14 protein-coding genes are annotated in these 19,354 nt (G+C 60.6%); 3 read left to right on the top strand and 11 right to left on the bottom strand.

Annotated features, from left to right (window positions below):
- The first annotated feature begins 31 nt into the window (after positions 1-31).
- Both FHT93_RS22925 and FHT93_RS22920 read left to right on the top strand, forming a co-directional pair.
- Positions 32-1,699 carry an iron ABC transporter permease gene (locus tag FHT93_RS22925; RefSeq protein ID WP_113144934.1) on the top strand — a complete coding sequence of 556 codons (1,668 nt, stop codon included), beginning with the start codon at positions 32-34 and terminating at the stop codon, positions 1,697-1,699.
- On the top strand, positions 1,696-2,733 hold the full coding sequence (locus FHT93_RS22920; protein ID WP_112970766.1) for an ABC transporter ATP-binding protein: 1,038 nt from the start codon (positions 1,696-1,698) through the stop codon (positions 2,731-2,733). The genes FHT93_RS22925 and FHT93_RS22920 overlap by 4 nt, the downstream gene beginning before the upstream one ends.
- Before the next feature lie 2 nt (positions 2,734-2,735).
- Here the strand turns inward: FHT93_RS22920 and FHT93_RS22915 are convergent, their stop codons facing one another.
- The 10 genes from FHT93_RS22915 to FHT93_RS22870 form a co-directional block, all read right to left on the bottom strand.
- On the bottom strand, positions 2,736-4,067 hold the full coding sequence (locus FHT93_RS22915) for a glucoamylase family protein (RefSeq protein ID WP_112545699.1): 1,332 nt from the start codon (positions 4,065-4,067) through the stop codon (positions 2,736-2,738).
- A 255-nt stretch (positions 4,068-4,322) separates the two neighbouring features.
- The gene (locus FHT93_RS22910; protein WP_183849593.1) at positions 4,323-6,161 is read right to left on the bottom strand and encodes an ABC transporter ATP-binding protein; all 1,839 of its coding nucleotides are present in this window, start codon (positions 6,159-6,161) and stop codon (positions 4,323-4,325) included.
- Positions 6,162-6,213: 52 nt separating this feature from the next.
- Positions 6,214-6,969 (bottom strand): DUF1028 domain-containing protein, encoded by a 756-nt coding sequence (locus FHT93_RS22905; protein ID WP_183849591.1) that lies wholly within the window; start codon positions 6,967-6,969, stop codon positions 6,214-6,216.
- 2 nt (positions 6,970-6,971) lie between these two features.
- Positions 6,972-8,756, bottom strand: a complete 1,785-nt coding sequence (locus FHT93_RS22900) for a gamma-glutamyltransferase family protein (RefSeq protein ID WP_183849589.1) — start codon at positions 8,754-8,756, stop codon at positions 6,972-6,974.
- Positions 8,757-8,777: 21 nt separating this feature from the next.
- A complete protein-coding gene (locus FHT93_RS22895) occupies positions 8,778-9,662 on the bottom strand; it encodes an ABC transporter permease (RefSeq protein ID WP_112545695.1) in 885 nt (294 codons plus the stop codon).
- A complete protein-coding gene (locus tag FHT93_RS22890; RefSeq protein WP_112545694.1) occupies positions 9,659-10,606 on the bottom strand; it encodes an ABC transporter permease in 948 nt (315 codons plus the stop codon). Before FHT93_RS22890 ends, FHT93_RS22895 begins: the two co-directional genes overlap by 4 nt.
- 63 nt (positions 10,607-10,669) lie before the next feature.
- The gene (locus FHT93_RS22885) at positions 10,670-12,178 is read right to left on the bottom strand and encodes an ABC transporter substrate-binding protein (protein ID WP_113013332.1); all 1,509 of its coding nucleotides are present in this window, start codon (positions 12,176-12,178) and stop codon (positions 10,670-10,672) included.
- A gap of 81 nt (positions 12,179-12,259) precedes the next feature.
- Positions 12,260-12,985 (bottom strand): FadR/GntR family transcriptional regulator, encoded by a 726-nt coding sequence (locus FHT93_RS22880; RefSeq protein WP_183849587.1) that lies wholly within the window; start codon positions 12,983-12,985, stop codon positions 12,260-12,262.
- A gap of 207 nt (positions 12,986-13,192) precedes the next feature.
- Positions 13,193-14,635, bottom strand: a complete 1,443-nt coding sequence (locus tag FHT93_RS22875; RefSeq protein ID WP_113013330.1) for a M81 family metallopeptidase — start codon at positions 14,633-14,635, stop codon at positions 13,193-13,195.
- Between the two features lie 8 nt (positions 14,636-14,643).
- Positions 14,644-15,777 (bottom strand): ROK family transcriptional regulator, encoded by a 1,134-nt coding sequence (locus FHT93_RS22870; RefSeq protein WP_113013329.1) that lies wholly within the window; start codon positions 15,775-15,777, stop codon positions 14,644-14,646.
- A gap of 387 nt (positions 15,778-16,164) precedes the next feature.
- On the opposite strand from FHT93_RS22870, the gene FHT93_RS22865 reads away from it, so the two are divergent.
- Complete coding sequence (locus FHT93_RS22865) at positions 16,165-17,853, top strand: SbmA/BacA-like family transporter (RefSeq protein WP_113013328.1); 1,689 nt, start codon at positions 16,165-16,167, stop codon at positions 17,851-17,853.
- Positions 17,854-17,952: 99 nt separating this feature from the next.
- Here the strand turns inward: FHT93_RS22865 and FHT93_RS22860 are convergent, their stop codons facing one another.
- A complete protein-coding gene (locus tag FHT93_RS22860) occupies positions 17,953-19,272 on the bottom strand; it encodes a glucoamylase family protein (protein ID WP_183849584.1) in 1,320 nt (439 codons plus the stop codon).
- Positions 19,273-19,354: the final 82 nt, after the last annotated feature.

The following is a 19,354-nucleotide window of genomic DNA, read 5'->3' as shown; positions in this document are numbered from 1 at the left end:
TATTGCTTTTGGCTCAAGAAAACCTTAGGGCATGACGAAATCCGGCAACCGCTCTTCAAAAGCGGTTGCCTTCCTTTTTCAGCGTGTGAAGGCATCGGCCTTGCTGCAGGACAATAGATTGCTTGCATCCGGCAAGAATGCGCCGGTGACGCCAGGGGCCGCGCGAATGAGCTTGCCGCGCGGGCGCATGCCGCACGCTTCCGTCGTTCTGCTTGCCTCCATCGTCGCGGTCTTCAGCCTTGTGCCGCTCGGCTTCATTGCCTGGGTAACCTATGATGTCGGCTGGGAAACGGTGAAGACGCTGGTCTTCCGCCCGCGCGTCGGCGAGCTTCTCGTCAATACGGTTCTCCTGGAATCGATCACCATTCCGCTGTCGATCGTGCTTGCCGTCACCCTCGCCTGGCTGACAGAGCGGACGGACATCCCTTTCGCACGGTTCTGGGCATGGCTGGCGATCGCCCCGCTCGCCGTGCCCGCCTTCGTGCATTCCTATGCCTGGGTGAGCCTGCTTCCGGGCATGCGCGGGTTGCAGAGCGGCGTTTTCGTTTCGGTGCTCGCCTATTACCCTTTCCTCTACCTGCCGGTTGCCGCCGCCCTTCGCCGGCTTGATCCGGCAATCGAGGATGCTGCGGCCTCGCTTGGCCTCGATCCGTGGCGCGTCTTCTTCCGCACGATCCTGCCGCAGCTGCGCCTTGCCATCTGCGGCGGCTCGCTACTGATCGCACTGCACTTGCTGTCGGAATACGGACTGTTCGTGATGATCCGCTTCGACACGTTTGCAACCGCGATCGTCGACCAGTTCCAGTCTTCCTACAACAGCCCGGCTTCCAACATGCTCGGTGGCGTGCTCGTCGCCTGTTGCCTGTTCCTGCTCGGCCTCGAGATCCTGTTGCGCGGCAATGAGCGATATGCGCGCGTCGGCTCCGGTTCGGCGCGCCCTGCCGATCGCCGCCGGCTCGGCTGGTTCGTGGCGCCTGCCTTGGCACTGCCGATCATCCTCGCAGTGCTGACGCTCGGCGTGCCGCTGATTACGCTCGGTCGCTGGCTTTATCTCGGTGGGCTCGGCATCTGGCGTCTCGAGGTCGTCAGCGCCTTTGTGCAGACGATCGTTCTCGCCATTGCCGGGGGCGTGCTGACGACAATCGCCGCTGCCCCCATGGCCTGGCTCTCGGTGCGCGCGCCGGGCCGCCTCCAGCGTATTCTCGAAGCCTGCCACTATTATGTCGGTTCGCTGCCCGGGGTCGTCGTGGCGCTTGCGCTGGTTTCCATCACTGTCCGGCTTATTCTGCCCCTCTACCAGACCTTTGCAACGCTGCTCGTTGCCTATGTGCTGCTGTTCCTGCCGCGCGCCATGGTGGGCTTGCGCGCCAGCATCGCCCAGGCGCCTGTCGAGCTGGAGCGCGCAGCAATGGGGCTTGGCCGCACGCCGGGACAGGCAGTGCGCCAGATTACTATGCGTCTTGCAGCGCCGGGGGCTGCCGCCAGCATGGCCCTTGCCGCGCTCGGCATCACCAATGAATTGACGGCCACGCTGATGCTGTCGCCGAACGGCGTCGATACACTCGCGACGAAATTCTGGTCGCTGACCAGCGAGATCGATTATGTCTCGGCAGCACCCTACGCCTTCATGATGGTCGTGTTGTCGCTGCCGCTCACCCTCATGCTCTATGCCCAATCGAAACGGACTGCCGGCCAATGACGCTGCTTACCATCGACACTATCAGCAAGCGTTATGGCCCAGTTCAGGCCCTGAAGGATATTTCGCTCGAAGTTCAGGCAGGCAGCCGCACGGCGGTCGTCGGTCCCTCCGGTTCCGGCAAGACGACGCTGCTGCGCATCATCGCCGGTTTCGAACAGCCTGATGTCGGCCGGGTGATGCTCGATGGCGAGGTGCTCGCCGACGGGCCGGCCTGTGTTCCCGCCCACAAGCGCGGCATCGGCATCGTTTCGCAGGATGGCGCTCTCTTTCCGCATCTGAGTGTCGCTGAAAATATCGGTTTCGGTTTCGAGCGCGGGGCGCCCGATCGCGAAAAGCGTATTCGCGACCTTCTGGAAATGGTGGAGCTGGAAAACAGCATGCTGGATCGCCGGCCGCATCAGCTTTCCGGCGGCCAGCAGCAGCGTGTGGCGCTTGCCCGCGCGCTCGGTCGTCGTCCGCGGCTCATGCTGCTCGACGAACCCTTTTCCGCGCTGGATACAGGCCTTCGGGAAAATATGCGCAAGGCGGTTGCCCGCGTCCTGCAGACGGCTGGCATCACCGCGGTTCTCGTGACCCATGATCAGGGCGAGGCCCTCTCCTTTGCCGATCAGGTTGCGGTACTGCGCGAGGGCAAGCTGGTACAGGCCGGCACGCCGCAGACGCTCTATCTCAAGCCGCGGGATCGCGAGACGGCGCTTTTCCTTGGTGATGCGGTGATGCTGCCGGCTATCATCAAGAACGGCTTTGCCGATTGCGCGCTTGGCAGCGTGCCGGTTGAGGGGGCCCATCAGGGCAAAGCGGAAATCATGTTGCGGCCGGAGCAGATCCGTGTCGTCGTCGACGAGGCCAACGCGAAATACGGCGGGCGTGTCGTGGATGTGGAATTCGGCGGCGCGACTTGCACGGTGGCAGTGTCGCTTGCGGCTGTCGCCCTGCCGCCGATCCTGATCAAGACATCAAGCGTGGCATTGCCGACGCGAGGCGATCTCGTTCGCCTCGATATCGCCGGCAAGGCGCATGTCTTCGTGCGGTAAGTTCAGCCCGCCTTCAGAACCAGCTCTTCGGATCCCTCACCGGCCAGCCAGCCACCGGTAAAGCCGGCACGCTCGAGACCGAGACGGATGACCGGATTCTTGCGCATCAGCTTCCAGATGAAGTCGGAGCGGTCGTTCTCGACCGTCATGACGAGGAGGCCCTGGTCGATAGCCACGGTGCGGTCGTCGACCCAGCCTTCCGGCCGCTTGGTCTGGACCGTCGGGTTGAAGCCGCCGGGGAAGCCACCTTCCAGAAGAAGGTTCGGATAGGTGGTCAGCAGAGCCTTGGTGCCATCGAGGGCGGCCTGCCGGTCGTAGGGCAGGCAGCCGAGTGGCGCCCAGGGTGCGATTGTGCCGTCATCGGGGCCGAGCGGAGCACCGCGTGCGGCATAACCCAACACTTTCGGGCTACGGCCACCGCGCATGCGGCGTGTCGGTGGCGGGCCATCGCAGGCCGTGAAGCCCCAGATGTCCTTGCTATAGCCGACGAACTGACCGGGATTGCGTTCCGCATAATCGCGCTGGACGTTGATGACGACCTGCGTATTACGGAAATAATCCCAGTTCCGCTCGGCCATCGGCTTGTCCTGGATGCCGCGGAAATCGATCCAGGCATGGGAGAAGAGATGAATGAAGAGCGGGCCGGCATAGAGATAGGGCTGTTCGTTGAAGATCATCCATGAATAGCTTGCCGTGAAGGCATCGTAAGACGACTGCGGGATCGGATGCGTCGGCGATGCCAGCGCCAGCGTATAGAGGATGATCGCCTCGTCGAAGCCGTGATAGCGCCAGCGCAGGAAGCCGGAAGAAGGCTTCCAGCCCATCGAGATGCAATCGCCCTTGTTCAGAGCCCAGCGCCAATCGACGCGCTCGTAGATGAATGTTGCGAGCGCGCGGATTTCGGTCTCGGTTTGATCCTCGCCGTCGAAATATTGGGCGGCGGTCAGGATGCCTGCAATGAGCAGAGCAGTGTCGATCGTCGAAAGCTCGCTATTCCAGGCACGGTTGCCGGTGTCCACGTGCAGGAAGTGATAGAAGAAGCCGCGATGTCCGGTCGCGTGACGTTCCGTACCCTGCTTGGCATTGGCGAAGAAATGCAGCGTATTGAAGACGCGCTCGGCGGCTTCCTCGCGGCTGATCCAGCCGCGTTCCACACCAACGGGATAGGAGGAAAGCCCGAAGCCGACCGCGGCGATGCTTGCCGGCACGCCAGGGATCGAGGTATCCGGCACGAGGCCGTTTTCGGGATTGGAATATTTCAGGAAATACTTGAACGCTGAGTGCTGCAGCCTGTCGACTAGCGCGGCATCAATGTCTTCAATCCGTTGCAGCATGTGCTCCTGCCCAACTGTTTGATCGCCCCATGCTTCAACATGGTGGCTGTCCCCATGCAAATCAAACCTTTTTGATTCGCAGGGATAAGAGATCACAAACGGCCGCAGTTGGCGTTAATAATCGTCAGTGAAATAATATCTGGAATAAATAATATAAGCGATGCAGCAAAATGGATTAACCGCACCCCCTCGGATGCTATCCAGTTCCTGCAATACTTGCGCGCTTTGGCCGTCGCCTAAACCTCCCGGACTAGCTCAAGCGGCTTGCTCCAGGCGCACCAGATGGCCCGCAGCGACCTCGCGATATTGACGCTTGGGCGGAATATAACCCACAGGGCGGACCGGGCTTTTCAATTCGTCGGTGCCGAGGTTGCGGCGGATCCCGCGGCGAGCAGGATCCGGCACGGGCACAGCCGCCATCAGCTTCCTGGTATAGGGATGCTGGGGATTGCGGAAGAGCTCTTCGCGCGGACCGATCTCGACGATCTCGCCGAGATACATGACCGCGACGCGATGACTGACTCGTTCGACCACCGCCATGTCGTGAGAGATGAAGAGGAAGGCGAGGTTCAGACTCTGCTGCAGATCCATCAGGAGATTGCACACCTGCGCCTTGATGGAAACATCGAGTGCCGACACGCTCTCGTCGGCGACGATCACCTTCGGGTCGAGGGCAAGGGCGCGGGCGATGCAGATGCGCTGGCGCTGGCCGCCCGAAAACTCGTGCGGGTAGCGCTTCATCATGTCAGGCTTCAGGCCAACACGTTCGAGCAGGTCGGCAGCCTTTTCACGGGCCTGGGCGCGGGTGCCAAGCCCGTGTTCGGTGAAGGGCTCGGCGACAGCGGCACCGATCGTCATGCGCGGATTGAGGCTCGCGAAGGGGTCCTGGAAGATCATCTGGATGCTGCGGCGCATATTGCGCAGGCTGACCGCATCGAGGTTCAGGACATCATAGCCATCAAGGCTGACGGAGCCTGCATTTGGTTGCACCAGACGGGTGATCGAGCGGCCCGTCGTGGATTTGCCGCAACCGGATTCGCCGACGAGCGACAGGGTCTCGCCCTGAAAGAGTTCGAAGGAGACGTCCTCAACAGCATGGATGGCGCCGGTTCTGCGGCCGAAGAGACCGCCGCGAATATCGAAGCGGGTGACGAGGTTCTTCACTTCGAGGATCGGCGTCTTTCGGCGATCGACGGTTTCGGCGACTTCCACCGGATCGCATCGTTCGCCGGTCATCGTGTCGACGACGGGGAAACGCAGCGGCCATTTGCGGCCATCCATCGAGCCCAGGCGCGGCACGGCGGAGAGCAGGGCACGCGTATAGGGGTGTTTGCCGCGATTGAAGATATCGTCCGTCGTGCCGGTTTCGACGGCTTCGCCGCGATACATGACGATGGTGCGGTCGGCGATCTCGGCGACCACACCCATGTCATGGGTGATGAAGAGAACGGACATGCCCTCTTCTTCCTGCAGCACTTTGATGAGATCGAGGATCTGGCCCTGGATGGTGACGTCGAGCGCGGTGGTTGGCTCGTCGGCAATCAACAGCTTGGGCCGGGAGGCGAGCGCCATGGCGATCATGACGCGCTGGCGCATGCCACCTGAAAACTGGTGAGGATATTCGTCGAAACGGGATGCGGCATTGGGAATGCGTACCTTCTCGAGAAGTCGGATTGTTTCGGCGCGCGCGTCGGCTTTGCTGATATCACCATGGCATGTCAGCGCTTCGGAAATCTGCCGGCCGATGGTGAAGATCGGGTTCAGGCTGGTCATCGGCTCCTGAAAGATCATCGCGGCATCCTTGCCGCGCACGGCCCGCATCTCCCGATCAGAGAGGGAGAGGACATCGCGGCCGGTCAACGTGATGCTGCCTTCGACGCGGCTTGAGCCCTTGGCGAGCAGGCGCATGATGGAAAGCGAGGTGACGCTTTTGCCGGAACCGCTCTCTCCGACGATGGCGACCGTTTCCCCCGGCATGACATCGAAGGAGACATTACGAACAACCGATCTCCATTCGCCATCGGAGAGAAAGGAAGTTGTCAGGTTCCGGACGGAAAGGACCGGAGAGACGGATGCTGCAGGCTGATCACTCATATCGTTCCCGTGTTCTTTTTGTGCCGGAGACAGGTTCTTTGCCGGAGATGCTTCAGGTCTTCAAAGGCGTGGCAAGTGAGGCTGACGGCCGTCCTTCCGCAATGCGCGCGGCTTCGAGCGCCGCGATCTTTTCATCGATCTCGCGCCTGTCGATCATTCCATTGGGATTGGTCTTCGTCGCCATCGTCTCGGCAACGTGCATGTAGCGTTCCTGCGCTACTGCATAGAGCCGGCGCAATTCCGCGAGCGGATCGGGATGATCGTCTGCCCTGATGCTGAGCCAGGGATAATCCTGATCACGGTGGACGAGGAGGGCGGCAGACTGTTTGCCACGCTTGTCGCCACCGGCATCCTCGCCGGCCTGCATGGATTCCAGCAGGCGCTCGATAAAGGGCTTGTCCATTGCCTTCTTGTAGGTAGCAAGCGTCTCTACGACGACTTGAGGACCTGCCAGCATATTGCCGGCGACGGAAACATTATCGTCGACCAGGTGACCGGCCCAATCGATGCATTTGGCGCCGGTGAAGGCCGCGTTGCGGCCCTGGGCATCGATCAGATGAAGCTGACGCTGATCGCGGCCGGCGTCACGGCCGGTCAGTTCGGCGATGATCTCATCTGGCGCCTTGCCCCCGGCAAGCATGACGAGCCCGTCGGTGCCGTAGAGCGGGCTGACGAAGGCCTGGGTGGCGACCGCGCCGATAGCGCCGCGGATATGCGGCACCAGGCCGCCGACAGCAAAGAAGCGGGTAGCGACGGCAATGCCGAGATAGCCTGTGCCGGGATCACGGGCGACGATGGACCATGTCATGTCTATCTCCCGATCGCATAGGCCTGCATGAGGCGTGGCGTTGCAGCGGCACGCAGCAGTCCATCTGCATCGCGGCGCGCGGCGGTCAGGCGGCCGATACTCCAGGGGTCGGAGACTGTGAGCGCGTGGCCGCGGGCGCGCAGGTTCTCGAGCACATCGGCGCTGAAATTGCCTTCCACCATCAGACCGCCCGGCTCACGTGTGCGCGGATAGAAGGAGCCAGGGAAATGCGATGTGTGGAAGAGCGGCTGGTCGATCGCCGCCTGCAGGTTCATCTTGTGGTGGACATAACGCAGGAAGAAGGAAAGCTGCCACTGTTCCTGCTGGTCGCCGCCGGGGGTGCCGAAGGCGAGTGTCGGCCGGCCTTCGTAGAGGGCAAGTGAGGGCGTCAGTGTCGTGCGCGGGCGTTTGCCGGGAGCGAGCGATGTCGGCAGGCCTGGCTTCAGCCAGAACATCTGGGCGCGCGAATTCAGGCAGAAGCCAAGACCCGGGATGATCGGCGAGGACTGCAGCCAGCCGCCCGAGGGCGTGACAGACACCATGTTGCCTTCGCGGTCGATGACGTCGATATGAACAGTGTCGCCGCGCTTTTCCCTCAGGTGCGCCATGGTCGGCTCGTAGACGGCGCCGGTCTTGGAATCGGCGCCGAGCATGTCCATCGTCACATCGTATTGCTGCTCGAAGCCGGGCAGCTTCCCGGGACGCAGGTCGAAGGAGGCCTCGTCTGTGATGAGTTTGCGGCGGGCGGCGGCGTAGGTGTCCGATAGAAGCTGATCGACCGGCACCTCGGCGAATTTGGGATCACCATAGTAGATCTCTCGATCGGCGAAGGCGAGTTTCATGGCTTCGGTCACGGTATGGACGAAGTCGGCTCCATCAGGCGCCATTGCGGCGATGTCCATGCCCTTGAGGATCGACAGGGTCTGCAGGAAGACCGGACCCTGGCCCCAGGGGCCGATCTTGGCAACCGTCCAGCCGTGATAGTCGTAGGTCTGCGGTTCCTCGATCGTTGCCGACCAATTCGCCATGTCGTCGGCCGTCAGCACCGCCTTGTGGCTGTTGCCGCTCGCATCCATCACTTCGGCGGTCTTCAAGTAGTTTGCGATCTTTTCGGCGACGAAACCGCGGTAGAAGGCGTCGCGGGCGGCTTCGATCTGGGCCTCGCGACCCTGCTTGGCTTCGGCCTCGGAAATGATGCGCTTCCAGGTCTCGGCCAGAACCGGGTTCTTGAAGTTGGAATTGGGTTCGGGAACGGAACCGCCGGGCACCCAGGTTTCGTAGGAGGTCGGCCATTCTTTTTCAAAGAATTCGGCAAGACCCTTGATGGTTGCGGAGACGCGCGGCAGCAGCGGATGGCCGTTTTCGGCGTAATAGATCGCCGGTTCCAGAACGTCACGCACGCTCAGCCGGCCGTAATCGCGTAGCATCAGCATCCAGCCATCGAAGGAGCCGGGAATGACAGTTGCCAGCAGGCCGTCGCCTGGGATCAGTTTCAGGCCCTCGGACGTATAGTGTTCGATAGTGGCGCCGGCGGGCGCAGGACCTTGGGCACAGATAACCTCGACCCTGTCCTTTTTCTTGGAATAGATGATCGCCGGCATGTCGCCGCCCGGGCCGACGAGATGCGGCTCCAGGATCTGCAATGTGAAGCCGGTAGCAACCGCCGCATCGAAGGCGTTGCCGCCCTTTTCCAGGATGCTCATGCCAACGGCGGAAGCGATCCAGTGCGTTGAGGTAACGACGCCGAATGTGCCCAGAATTTCGGGGCGGGTCGTGAATACGGTCATTTCATATGTCCTTTCGAAAGGTCATGCTTCGCGCGGATCGAGCGCATCGCGCAGGCCGTCGCCCAAGAGATTAAAACCGATAACGACGAGGAAGATGGCAATGCCTGGCCACATCGCCATCCACGGTGCCTGGCTCAGGAAGTTCTTGGCAACGTTCAGCATCGAGCCCCAGCTTGGTGCCGGTGGCTGCTGGCCGAGGCCGAGGAAGGAGAGACTGGCTTCGGCGATGATCGCGGTTGCGATCGTCAACGTCGCCTGTACGAGGATCGGCGCGAAGACATTTGGCAGGATGTAGCGGGTGATGATGCTGGAGTGACGCAGACCGATGGACCGCGCACCTTCGATATATTCCTCGGTCTTGACCGCCAGCACCTGCCCGCGCGTTAAGCGCACGAAGATCGGCATGGCCGAAAGGCCGATCGCGATCATCGCATTGCTCAGGCTTGGGCCGAGAAAGGCCGCGAGCGCAATCGCGGTGATCAGGAAAGGCATTGCCAGAAAGGCCTCGGTGATTCGGGAGATGATCATGTCGATCCAGCCGCCGAAATAGCCTGAGATCAGGCCAAAGGGTACGCCGATGAGGACGGCGATCGCCACGGAAAAGACGCCCGCCATCAGCGAGGCCTGCGCGCCCCAGATCATGCGGGAGAGGATGTCGCGACCGATGTCGTCCGTGCCGAGCCAGTGGGCGGCCGACGGGGCCTTGCGGATCGTCGACCAGCTTGTCGCATTCGGGTCGGGGAGCGGCAGGAGTGGCGCGATGATGGCAAGGATGGCGAAGAAGGCGATGATGGCGAGGCCGACGAGCGCGCCTTTGTTGGCCTTGAGCTTGCGCCAAGCGCGGCTTGGCGAGCGTTGCTCGGTCGAGACAACGGGTGTGGCCGCGACTTGATCGATGGCGGTCATAGCGAAGCCCTCATGCGCGGATTGAGGAGAACGTAGAGGATGTCAGCCACGAGGTTCATCAGAATGAAGCCGATCGCCGTGCAGATGACGACGCCCTGGACGACGGCGTAATCGCGATTGAAGACGGCATCGACAATAAGCTTGCCGAAACCGGGAATGGTGAAGATCTGCTCGGTGAGAACCGCACCAGCGAGCAACTCGCCGAAGAGCAGGGCGCTGAGCGTTACGATCGGCAATACGGCATTGCGAAAACTATGCTCCAGCACCACCGAACTCTCCGGCAGCCCCTTGGCGCGGGCCGTGCGGATATAGTCGGCGCTCAGGACGCTCAGCATGGCCGAACGGGTGTGGCGCATCAAGGTGGCGGCGAGCGCATTGCCGAGCACGAAGGAGGGCATGATCATGGTTTCGATCGAGCGCAACGGGTTGGAGAAGAAGGGCTCGTAGCCCGAAGCCGGAAGCCAGCCGAGGTTCACCGAGATGAGCAGGATCAGCATGATGCCGAGCCAGAAATTCGGGATCGACAGCCCTGAGAGAGCGATGATGTTGGCGAGATAATCGATGATCGTGTTCTTCTTGACGGCTGCCAGAATGCCCATCGGCACGCCGATCACGAAGGCGAAGATCATCGACATGATCGCGAGCTGAATGGTGACCGGCAGTTTCTCGGCCACGAGCTCGAGAACCGGCTGGTTGGTACGCAGCGATATGCCGAGATCGCCCTGAAGCGCGGAGCCCAGCCAGTAGAAATACTGATAGGGAACAGGGTCGTTAAGATGATATTTTTCCCTCAGGAATTCCAGCACCTGCGGATCGCGCTCTTCGCCGGCCATGGCCAGAACCGGGTCGCCCGGCAGAAGTTTCTGCAGGGAGAAGACGAAGACCGAAATGATCAGCAAAGTTGGAATGGCGACCAGCAGCCGCTTGGCGATGAACCTGTACATAGGCGCTCCGATACCATCAGCGGTACGCGGCGAGGGGTGCCGCGTACCTGACGCGTGTGGCTGTCAGCCTTCCTTCTTCACACCGACGAGGCGGATCATGCCGTCGGGAGAAGCAACGAAGCCGGTGATGTTCTTGTGCAGCGCCCAGATCCAGGACTGGTGGCCAATGAAGATGATCGGCAAATCGTCGTTGAGGATTGCGGTCGCGGCATCGTATTTCTGCTTGCGCACGGAGTCATCCGTGGACTGGCGCGCTTCGGTCAGAAGCTTGTCGACGTCAGCGTTGCAATATTTGCTGTCGTTCAGGCCCGCGCCGCAGGTGACGAACTGCTGGATATTGCCATCCGGATCGACGCGGCCGGACCAGTCCGAGCGGCTGAGCTGGTAGTTGCCGGCGGTCTGCTCATTGAGCAGGGTCGCAAATTCCGTCGCTTTCAGGCTGACATCGAAACCGGCTTCGGCAACCATCGACTGGATGATCTGCATCATCTGCATCGTGACCGGGCTGTTCGGAACCTGCATTTCGACCGGCACACGGTCGAAGCCTGCAGCCTTGACAAGGGCCTTCGCCTTTTCGACGTCACGAGCGGGTACCGGGACATCCTTGTCGAACCAGGGGCTGCTCGGCGGGAAAGGCTGGTTACCGGCAACGCCCGTGCCTTCGAAAACGATCTGCATGGCGGCTTCACGATCGATTGCCAGCGAGAAGGCCTGGCGCAGGCGCTTGTCCTTGCCGATCGGATTGTCTGCACGCGCGCCATTGCCGACATTGGCATAGATGCCGAGCCAGCCGGTGTTGACAACATCCTTGTAAACGAGGTTCGCGTCGCTCTTGACCGTCTCGGCGTCGGTGGCGGCCAGGCGTTCGATCATGTCGAGATCGCCCGAGCGCAGGTTGGCCAGGCGTACGGTCGAATCCGGGATCGGCAGATAGGTCAGCTTGTCGATGAAGACATTGTCCTTGTTCCAGTAGTCCTGGAACTTCTCGAGCACGATACGGTCCTGTTGGACACGTTCGACAAATTTGAACGGGCCGGCGCAAACAGGATGGTCGCCGAACTTTGCGCCGAGTTCCTTTGCAGCCTTCGGCGAGACGATCATGCCCGCGCGGTCAGAAAGCTGGGCGAGCAAGGTGACATCTGGGCTCTTCAGCGTGAACTTGACTTCATATTCGCCTGACGCCTCGACCTTCTGCACGGAGCTCAACTCGCTCTTGCGACGCGATTCCGGCAGGGTCATGTTGCGCTCGATGGTGGCGACGACGGCTTCGGCGTTAAAGGGCGTTTCGTCCTGGAACTTCACGCCCTGGCGGAGCTTCATTGTGAGCTCCTTGCCGTCAGCCGACCAGTTCCATTCGGTTGCGAGCTGCGGCACGATCTTCAGGTCCGGCGAGACGTCAACGAGCTTGTCGCACATCGCGGTATAGACGATGCGACCGACGAAGGTGCGCGACTGTGCGGGATCGAGCACGTCGGCGTCGTCCTGGAGGCCGATCTTCAGTTCGACCGCGAAAGCGGGAAGCGCAAAAAGCGCTGCTGCTGCGGCGGTCGTCAGCAATTTGGCGAGTTTCATTCCATTCTCCTCTTTTATGTTTTTTGTTTCACGTCTGTCGTGTCGAGCCGGCGGTTATCTCTGCCGTGCCGATTTCTCCGCTCAGCTGGGCTCCTTCTCGGCCACCAATTCGCCATGGTCGAGAGAGGTGATGCGGACGAGGCTTTCCTGCAGCGTCAGCAGGTGTTGGCGCATGGCTTCGCCGGCCTTTCCTGGGTCACGCGCGGCGATAGCGTCGACGATGGCCGTGTGCTGGCCATGGGTGACTTCGCGCGTCCGGCTGGCGCTGCGGGCGCGCTCGCGGATCGCCTGCCAGGCTTCGTCCTGGCGCACGCGGTTGATGACGTCGAAGATCGTGAGAAAGAATGAGTTGCCGGCGCATTGGGCAATCTGGCGATGCAGCGCGCCGTCCCAGAGTTCGCGGCCGTCGGCATCCGTGCTTTCGTAGATCTTTTTCACCAGATCATACATGCGCTCCATATCGGCTGCCTTGGCGCGTATGGCGGCAAGCTGCGCGAGCTGCGGCTCGACGCGCAAGCGCACTTCCATGATCTCCATGAGATCGGTGTCGGCGATGATGGAATCGACATGGTTGCTCCAGCCATCCGGCCGCTTGCCGGCAAAGGTGCCGGAGCCTTGCCGGCGCCAGATGCGGCCTTCGGCTTCCAGTACTTCCAGTGCACGGCGGATGGAGCGGCGGCTGACCCCGAGGATTTCGGAGAGCGTACGTTCGGTTGGCAGCTTGCCATCGGCATCGAGACTATCCGACTGCAGGAGAGCCCTCAGCTTCTCCAGCGCATAGTTCGAATTGCCTTGTGCTTCGTCCATGGCTGTCTGAACCAATTTGATATTGGTTCAATGCAAACCAAATCCATTGCATCGTCAAGCGCTTTTTTGTGCAGATAAATACCTGCACGTTTTTTGATCGCATCGCGCAGATTTAGAGCAGACATAAGGAGTGGATGCACGTTTTCCTGCGTGCTGGATGCTGAGCAAGCCCCGATACCAAAAATCAATTGGTTCGCTTGTCGTGGTTCAGCGGTTCGTGGAGCGCGCGGAAAGGAAGGCCTGCGGGTCGAAGCTGAAATCCTTGTCGAAAGGATAGGTCGGGTGCGCTTTGCGCAGGCGCGGAAGTCGCTCGACGAACTGATCGACAACGCCGGGGGACAGTGCCATGAGGCTCGGATTGGCAATCGGCGCGATTTCCGGCGACAGGTAGCCTGACTTGACGACAACGATACTTGCCGTGCGCGGATCGAGCCCGAGGCGGGTGAAATCGACGATATTGTGGTAGGGGCGGCGCTTGGCCGAGAGGACCAGATCGATGCCGCCGATGGAGACGACAGCCTGGCGGTCGGTAGCGTCGGTGGTCTCGTGCAGGAACTTCACCGTGAACTGTCCCGTCACCGGCTTGCTGTCTTTGGCATCGAGCGAAGCGCCGACAGTCAGCTCCAGCGTCGTGCCGATACCCGCCGCATAACATCTCTCCGTTGCTGCCTTGTCGGCGATGCCGGCAAAAACCACACCGGTGGCGCCTCTTGCGATCAGCTCGGCCAGTACGTCCGCTCGGTCGCCGACGCCGCCGCCGGTCGGATTGTCTCCGGATTCGGCGAGCACGACGGGGCCGGTCGGGCTGGTGATCGCCTTGGCGACGCATTCCTCGACCGAACCGGTTTCGCAGCCGAAGACGAATTCTTCGCGCACATCCCAATAAGCCTTTGCCAGACGTTTTGCCTCGCGCTCCAGTATCGCGCGGTCCGTGCCGGTCATGATGGCGGCAGCCGTGGCCCGCGGCTCGTCGGCCCAGACATAGCCGACCATCAGCGAGGCATCCCAGACGCCGTCGAGCGCATCGATGCCGGGCAGTTCGGCATAAAGGCTCTTTGCCGGTCGATCGACGGTGCTGGTGCGTTCACCCGGCAGGACGACCGGGATTGGCGCCCATAGCAGGGTGGGTTTTTCGCCCGTCTTCAGGCTCTTGACCAGCATGGCGACAGAGCGGCGCATCGTTTCTTCGACATCGATATGCGGCGCAGTGCGGTAGGTGGAATACATGTCGAGCGCGTCGATGATGCGCTGGGTAACATTGCCATGCAGGTCGTAACTTGCCGAGACCGTACAATCATCGCCAACGAGCGCACGGGCTGCGCTGATCCAGTCGCCTTCCGCATCTTCCATGCCTTCGACATACATGGCGCCATGCATTGCCAGATAGAGTCCGTCGAGCGGCAGGAGCGGCTTCAAGCGCTCCAGGAATTCAGCCTTGAAGGCTTCGTAGGTGTGACGGGCGACAGGGCCGCCGGCAATGGCGCGGGCATGGATCGTCGGCAGGAATTCAGCCTCGTAATCCTTCAGAAAGGCAAAATAGGGGGCTGCCAGCAGGTCCTCGCCGCGTACCACCCGGAAGTCTGCCTCTTGGTTCAGGACGGGGTTGTACGTGCTGCATTCGATGTGAATGCCACCGACAGCGATGCGCATGGGAAACCTCAGCTTATATTGGGACCAATCAGAAAATTGTGAGCGGCAATGCTGGCTGCGCCGCGCGACCAGACGTCGCTATCCACGCGACGGGTGCGGATCGGGGTCTGACCTGCATAACGCGGAAGAACATTGGCTTCGATCGCCTGCTGCACGACCGTGCCGAACAGGCCGTCGAACGAGCCGTCGACATGGGTCACCAGGATCATGCCCGGGTCGTTCATCTGGATCAGGTGCGAGATAGCAAGGCCGAGGGCTGCGCCGGCCTTGTGGATGATGGAGATCGCCTCGGCTGTGCCGAGCGAAGCTTCCGCTTCCAGATCGGAGAGTGACGTGCATTTCAGGCCGGCGGCCCGCGCCATCTCCTTGATCGCCTTCATGGAGGCGATCGTATCCAGGCAGCCGCGCTTGCCGCAGCGGCAGGGGGCGCCGCCGGGCTCGATCGTCGCATGAGCGATTTCGCCCGCACCGCCATGATTGCCGCGATAAAGCCTGCCGTCGATGACGTGGGCGCAGCCGATGCCGTCTCCGAGCGACACGACCGAGAAATTCGGGGTGTCGCGAGCAATGCCGAAGAGCTTTTCGCTGACGGCAACAGCCTTGGCATCGTTCTCGATAAAGGTATCGACGCCGCTTGCGTGGCGGATGATTTCGGCAAGCGGCACATCCTGCCAGCCGAGCAGGGTCGACTGCACGCAGGTTGCCTGCCTTTCATCGACGAAGCCCGATAGCGCCACACCGATGCCGGCCAGTTTCGAGCTTGCCTGAGGATGGGCCCTGAGGATTTCCGGCAAGCCATAGGCGATCGCGTTGGCAATGACCTTGGGATCCCGGGAGTAGGGCAGCTGCTGACGGGCGATGATGTTGCCGTTAAGATCGCTGAGGATCATCGGGGCCGGATCTTCCAGAAGCGAAATGCCGATGAAGAACGCGCATTCCGGTTTCAGGTCGAGCAGCACGGAGGGCCGGCCCTGACCGTAGACGGTTTCCGTCTCGTGCAGAACGCCGCGATCAATGAGCTCGCGGGCAATGCCGCTCATCGCCGCTTTGCTGAGCCCGATCGCAGAGGCAAGATCGGTCCGGCTGAGGGGACCGGACTCACTTATGACCCGCAGAAGCTCGCGCTGCGATGAATTGAACATAAAAATCCTGATCCTGTCGCCCGTGATCTCACACTGACAATAAGTTCACAAAATGAACTAATCAACTGAAATAAATTACGAAAAATTGATCAAGCCATCGATTGGCCGGTTTCAAGAATCAACGACAGAGTGAACCAATGGAAATCATTCGCAAGAGATTTGTTCGCACGCCAATTCATATTGAGCTGTGCCGTCGCTGGAGCGCGGACATCAAACGGCCTGGTGGGTTGAACGTCGGCGCGATCTGCTTGAGACGCGAAATAGCAAATAGATGCAGCGCGTAACATATCGCGCTGGTTCGGTCGCCCTCGCGCGCCATCCTGACGTCTCTTCGTCGCCTGCATTTCACGCTATAATTCGTTCCAGGGGTAAGCGGGGGAGACGAGCATGGGCCAGCAGGAAATTCCGCTCAGGGTGACGGCAATACGGTTCGTCCGCGCGATCAAATTGTTCATGACATCCGATGTCGCCGGGAGCGCCCGGTTCCTGCTTGTCTCCCTGATTGTTCTTTTTGGCAGTATCAGTGCTTTGAATGTCGTCAACAGTTTCGTCGGGCGGCACTTCATGACTGCGATCGCGGAACGGCAGACTGCCGAATTTGTTCGCCAGGCTATCCTCTACACTGGCGCTTTTGCTGCTTCGACGATCGCGTCGGTGATTGCCCGCTTTGCCGAAGAGCGACTGGCCTTGCTTTGGCGAGAATACCTCACCCGTCGTGCGATCGGCGTCTATATGGCCGACGGTACTTTCTACCGGCTCGGCGTTCAGGGCAAAGTCTCCTATCCTGATCAGCGGATTGCCGAGGATATCAAAGCGTTTACGACGACGACGCTCTCCTTCCTGCTCATGCTGCTCAGCAGCGTGCTGACGGTCTTCACCTTTTCGAGCGTCTTGTGGCTGATCAGTCCGCTTCTTTTCTTCACGGCTGTTATCTACGCGGCTTTCGGATCGTTTATGACGATCGTGTTGGGACGGCCCTTGATCAAGTTGAACTATAATCAGCTCGACAGTGAAGCCGCCTTCCGGTCCGGGCTGATCCAAGTTCGGGAAAACGCAGAATCAATCATGATCGAGGGCTCGCAGCAACGCCACGCAGATCGGCTGCTGAGGCAGTTCGATAGCCTTGCCACTAACTTCAGGCGGATCATTGGCATCAATCGCAATGTCGGCTTCTTCGCCACCGGCTACAACTGGATGATACAGATCATTCCGGTCGTCATTATCGCGCCGGCCTTCATGCGCGGTGACATGGAATTTGGCGTCATCACGCAGTCGGCGGCAGCATTTGCCATGCTTGTCGGTGCATTCTCGTTTATTGTCGCACAATTCAACTCGATCTCGAACTTCGCGACCGTCGTCGCGCGTATCAGTTCCTTTTTGGAAGCGGTCGAGGAGACCCGCCGCCAGTCCGATCACAGTGTCGAACTCATCGAGGCTGAGGGGAACCTAGGCTATGAACGCCTGACGCTGACGTCGCGGACAGGAACGGTACTGGTGAAGGATTTGTCCCTTCTCATCCCGCCCGATACACGAGTGATCGTTGCCGGAGAAGACGATGCTGCGGGCGCTGCCTTGTTTAGGGCCACGGCAGGACTGGGTACACCGGGGACTGGGCGCATCGTCAGCCCACCTCGTCAGCATGTGCGGTTTCTCGGCCAGCGGGCCTGTGCGGGTCCGGGAACTCTCCGCCAGATTCTTGCGCCACCGAAGCGCTCGATCGAGACAACGGATGAGCAAATCCTGGCTTTGCTGAGAGATCTCGGCCTTGCACACGATTTGACACTCGCCGACCTGGATAGCGAGCAGGACTGGTCCAGATTGCTGTCACCGCGCGAACAGCAACTCGTCGTACTTGCAAGCGCGATCATAGCCGCTCCGTCACACATTGTTCTGGAAAAGGCCGATACCATTTTCGGTCACGAGCTTCTGCTCGCAATCCTCGGGCTCTTGGCTGAAAGAAGGATCGCGTGCGTCAACTTCGCCGAGCCGGGTGCGCCGCGCTCGGCCTACGATGCAGTTCTCGAATATGGTTCTGACGGCTCCTGGACGTGGACCGATCAAAAACAGAAGGCCTGACTGCCGCGCAGCCTGGTTTTTGAAGACTTGAGCCGCCCTAGACCTGTCGTTCACGGCACGTCCGTTGCGCGTCGGGAAGCTCGGGCGACTGCACGGCAGTCACAACCAGCCGCCTGAGAACCCCGCTCGTCTTAGTCCGACCACCACCGGCTCACATCGACGCATAATGTTCCACAGCAAGCCGGTTCGATAGTTTTCAATCATCAGGACGACGGGACCTTGGTCGATCCCGAAATGGTAGGGGCTGACCCACCATCCCTCGTTCCTGTCTTCCATCGCAAAGGTCTGGTTGAACGATGGCCTGAACCCGTAGAGGCGCGTCATGCCGAGTTGCATTCGAGCGAAATTTCGTACCGTCGGGATGACGATTTCCGGAGCGAATGGCAGTGAGGCGACCACGGCCCAGGGAGATACGGTTCCGTCATCCGGCCCATAAGGTGCACCACGCGCAACATAGTCGAAGAATTCCCTGTCGATCCCGTCGACAGTCCGCTTCGTCCAACCCGGCCCGTCACTTGCCGTGAAACCCCAGCAATATTCGCCGTAGCCTTTGAAGTTCAGCGGATTGCGGATTGCGTATTCCTGCTGAACGAAAGTGGCGTGGCGGCTGTTGCGAAAATAGTCGCTGTCATGCTCGCGCATGAATTCGTCGCGAATTTCACGGAAATCGATCCACATATGCGAGAGCTGATGTGTAAAAAGCGGTCCGGAATAAAGTAGTTCGCGACCGAAGATATTCCGCCATTCGTAGCTCTCGGTATACGCTTTGAAGCTTTCCGGAGGCAGCGGGTGGCTCGGTGAGCCCAGACCAAGAATGTAAAGAAGCAGGCCTTCGTCATAGCCGCGCCAACGATAGGGAATGAAGCCGTTTTCCGGTCGCCAGCCGTGGGTAAGCGTGGCGCCGTTGTCGCGCGCCCAGTTCCAGTCCACGCGCTCGTAGAGCGACATGGCAAGTGCGCGTACCTTCGCCTCGTCCTCGGTGTCCGCATCGAAATATGCCGCGACGGTCAAAGCGCCGGCGAAGAGAAAGGCAGAATCGATCGTCGACAATTCGCACTGCCAGACCCGCCGTCCCGTTTCGATGTCCAGGAAATGGTAGAAGAAGCCCTTGTAACCTGATGCGTCCGGTTCCGGCCCTTGATGGCAGGAGATCAGGAATTCCAGTCGCCGCCGGGCGATCTTGGCGGCAAACTCACGAATGACGATACAGCGTTCCACGACGACGGGAATGGTGGCAAGCGCCATACCTACAGCCGCGATGCTTGCCGGGGCGCCGGCCTGCGTCTTGTCGCGCACCAACCCGTTATCCGGATTCGTGCATTGCAGATAGTAGAGCAACGTCGTGAACTGAAGGCGACCGAGATCTTCATCCGTCGGCATCCGGTTCAGTTCGGGATCGGTGGACAGCAGTTCCGACATCATAAGCAAACCGAGGAAGTCAGATGGTTTCGTCGAGCATCCGGAGGCGCCTCTGATCGGACGCCTGCCGGCATGATTTGTG

This window comes from Rhizobium sp. BK379 (genome assembly GCF_014193955.1).
GTDB lineage: Bacteria > Pseudomonadota > Alphaproteobacteria > Rhizobiales > Rhizobiaceae > Rhizobium.
Note: the sequence above shows the minus strand (reverse complement) of the source record. Positions and strands in the feature narration are given on the sequence as shown.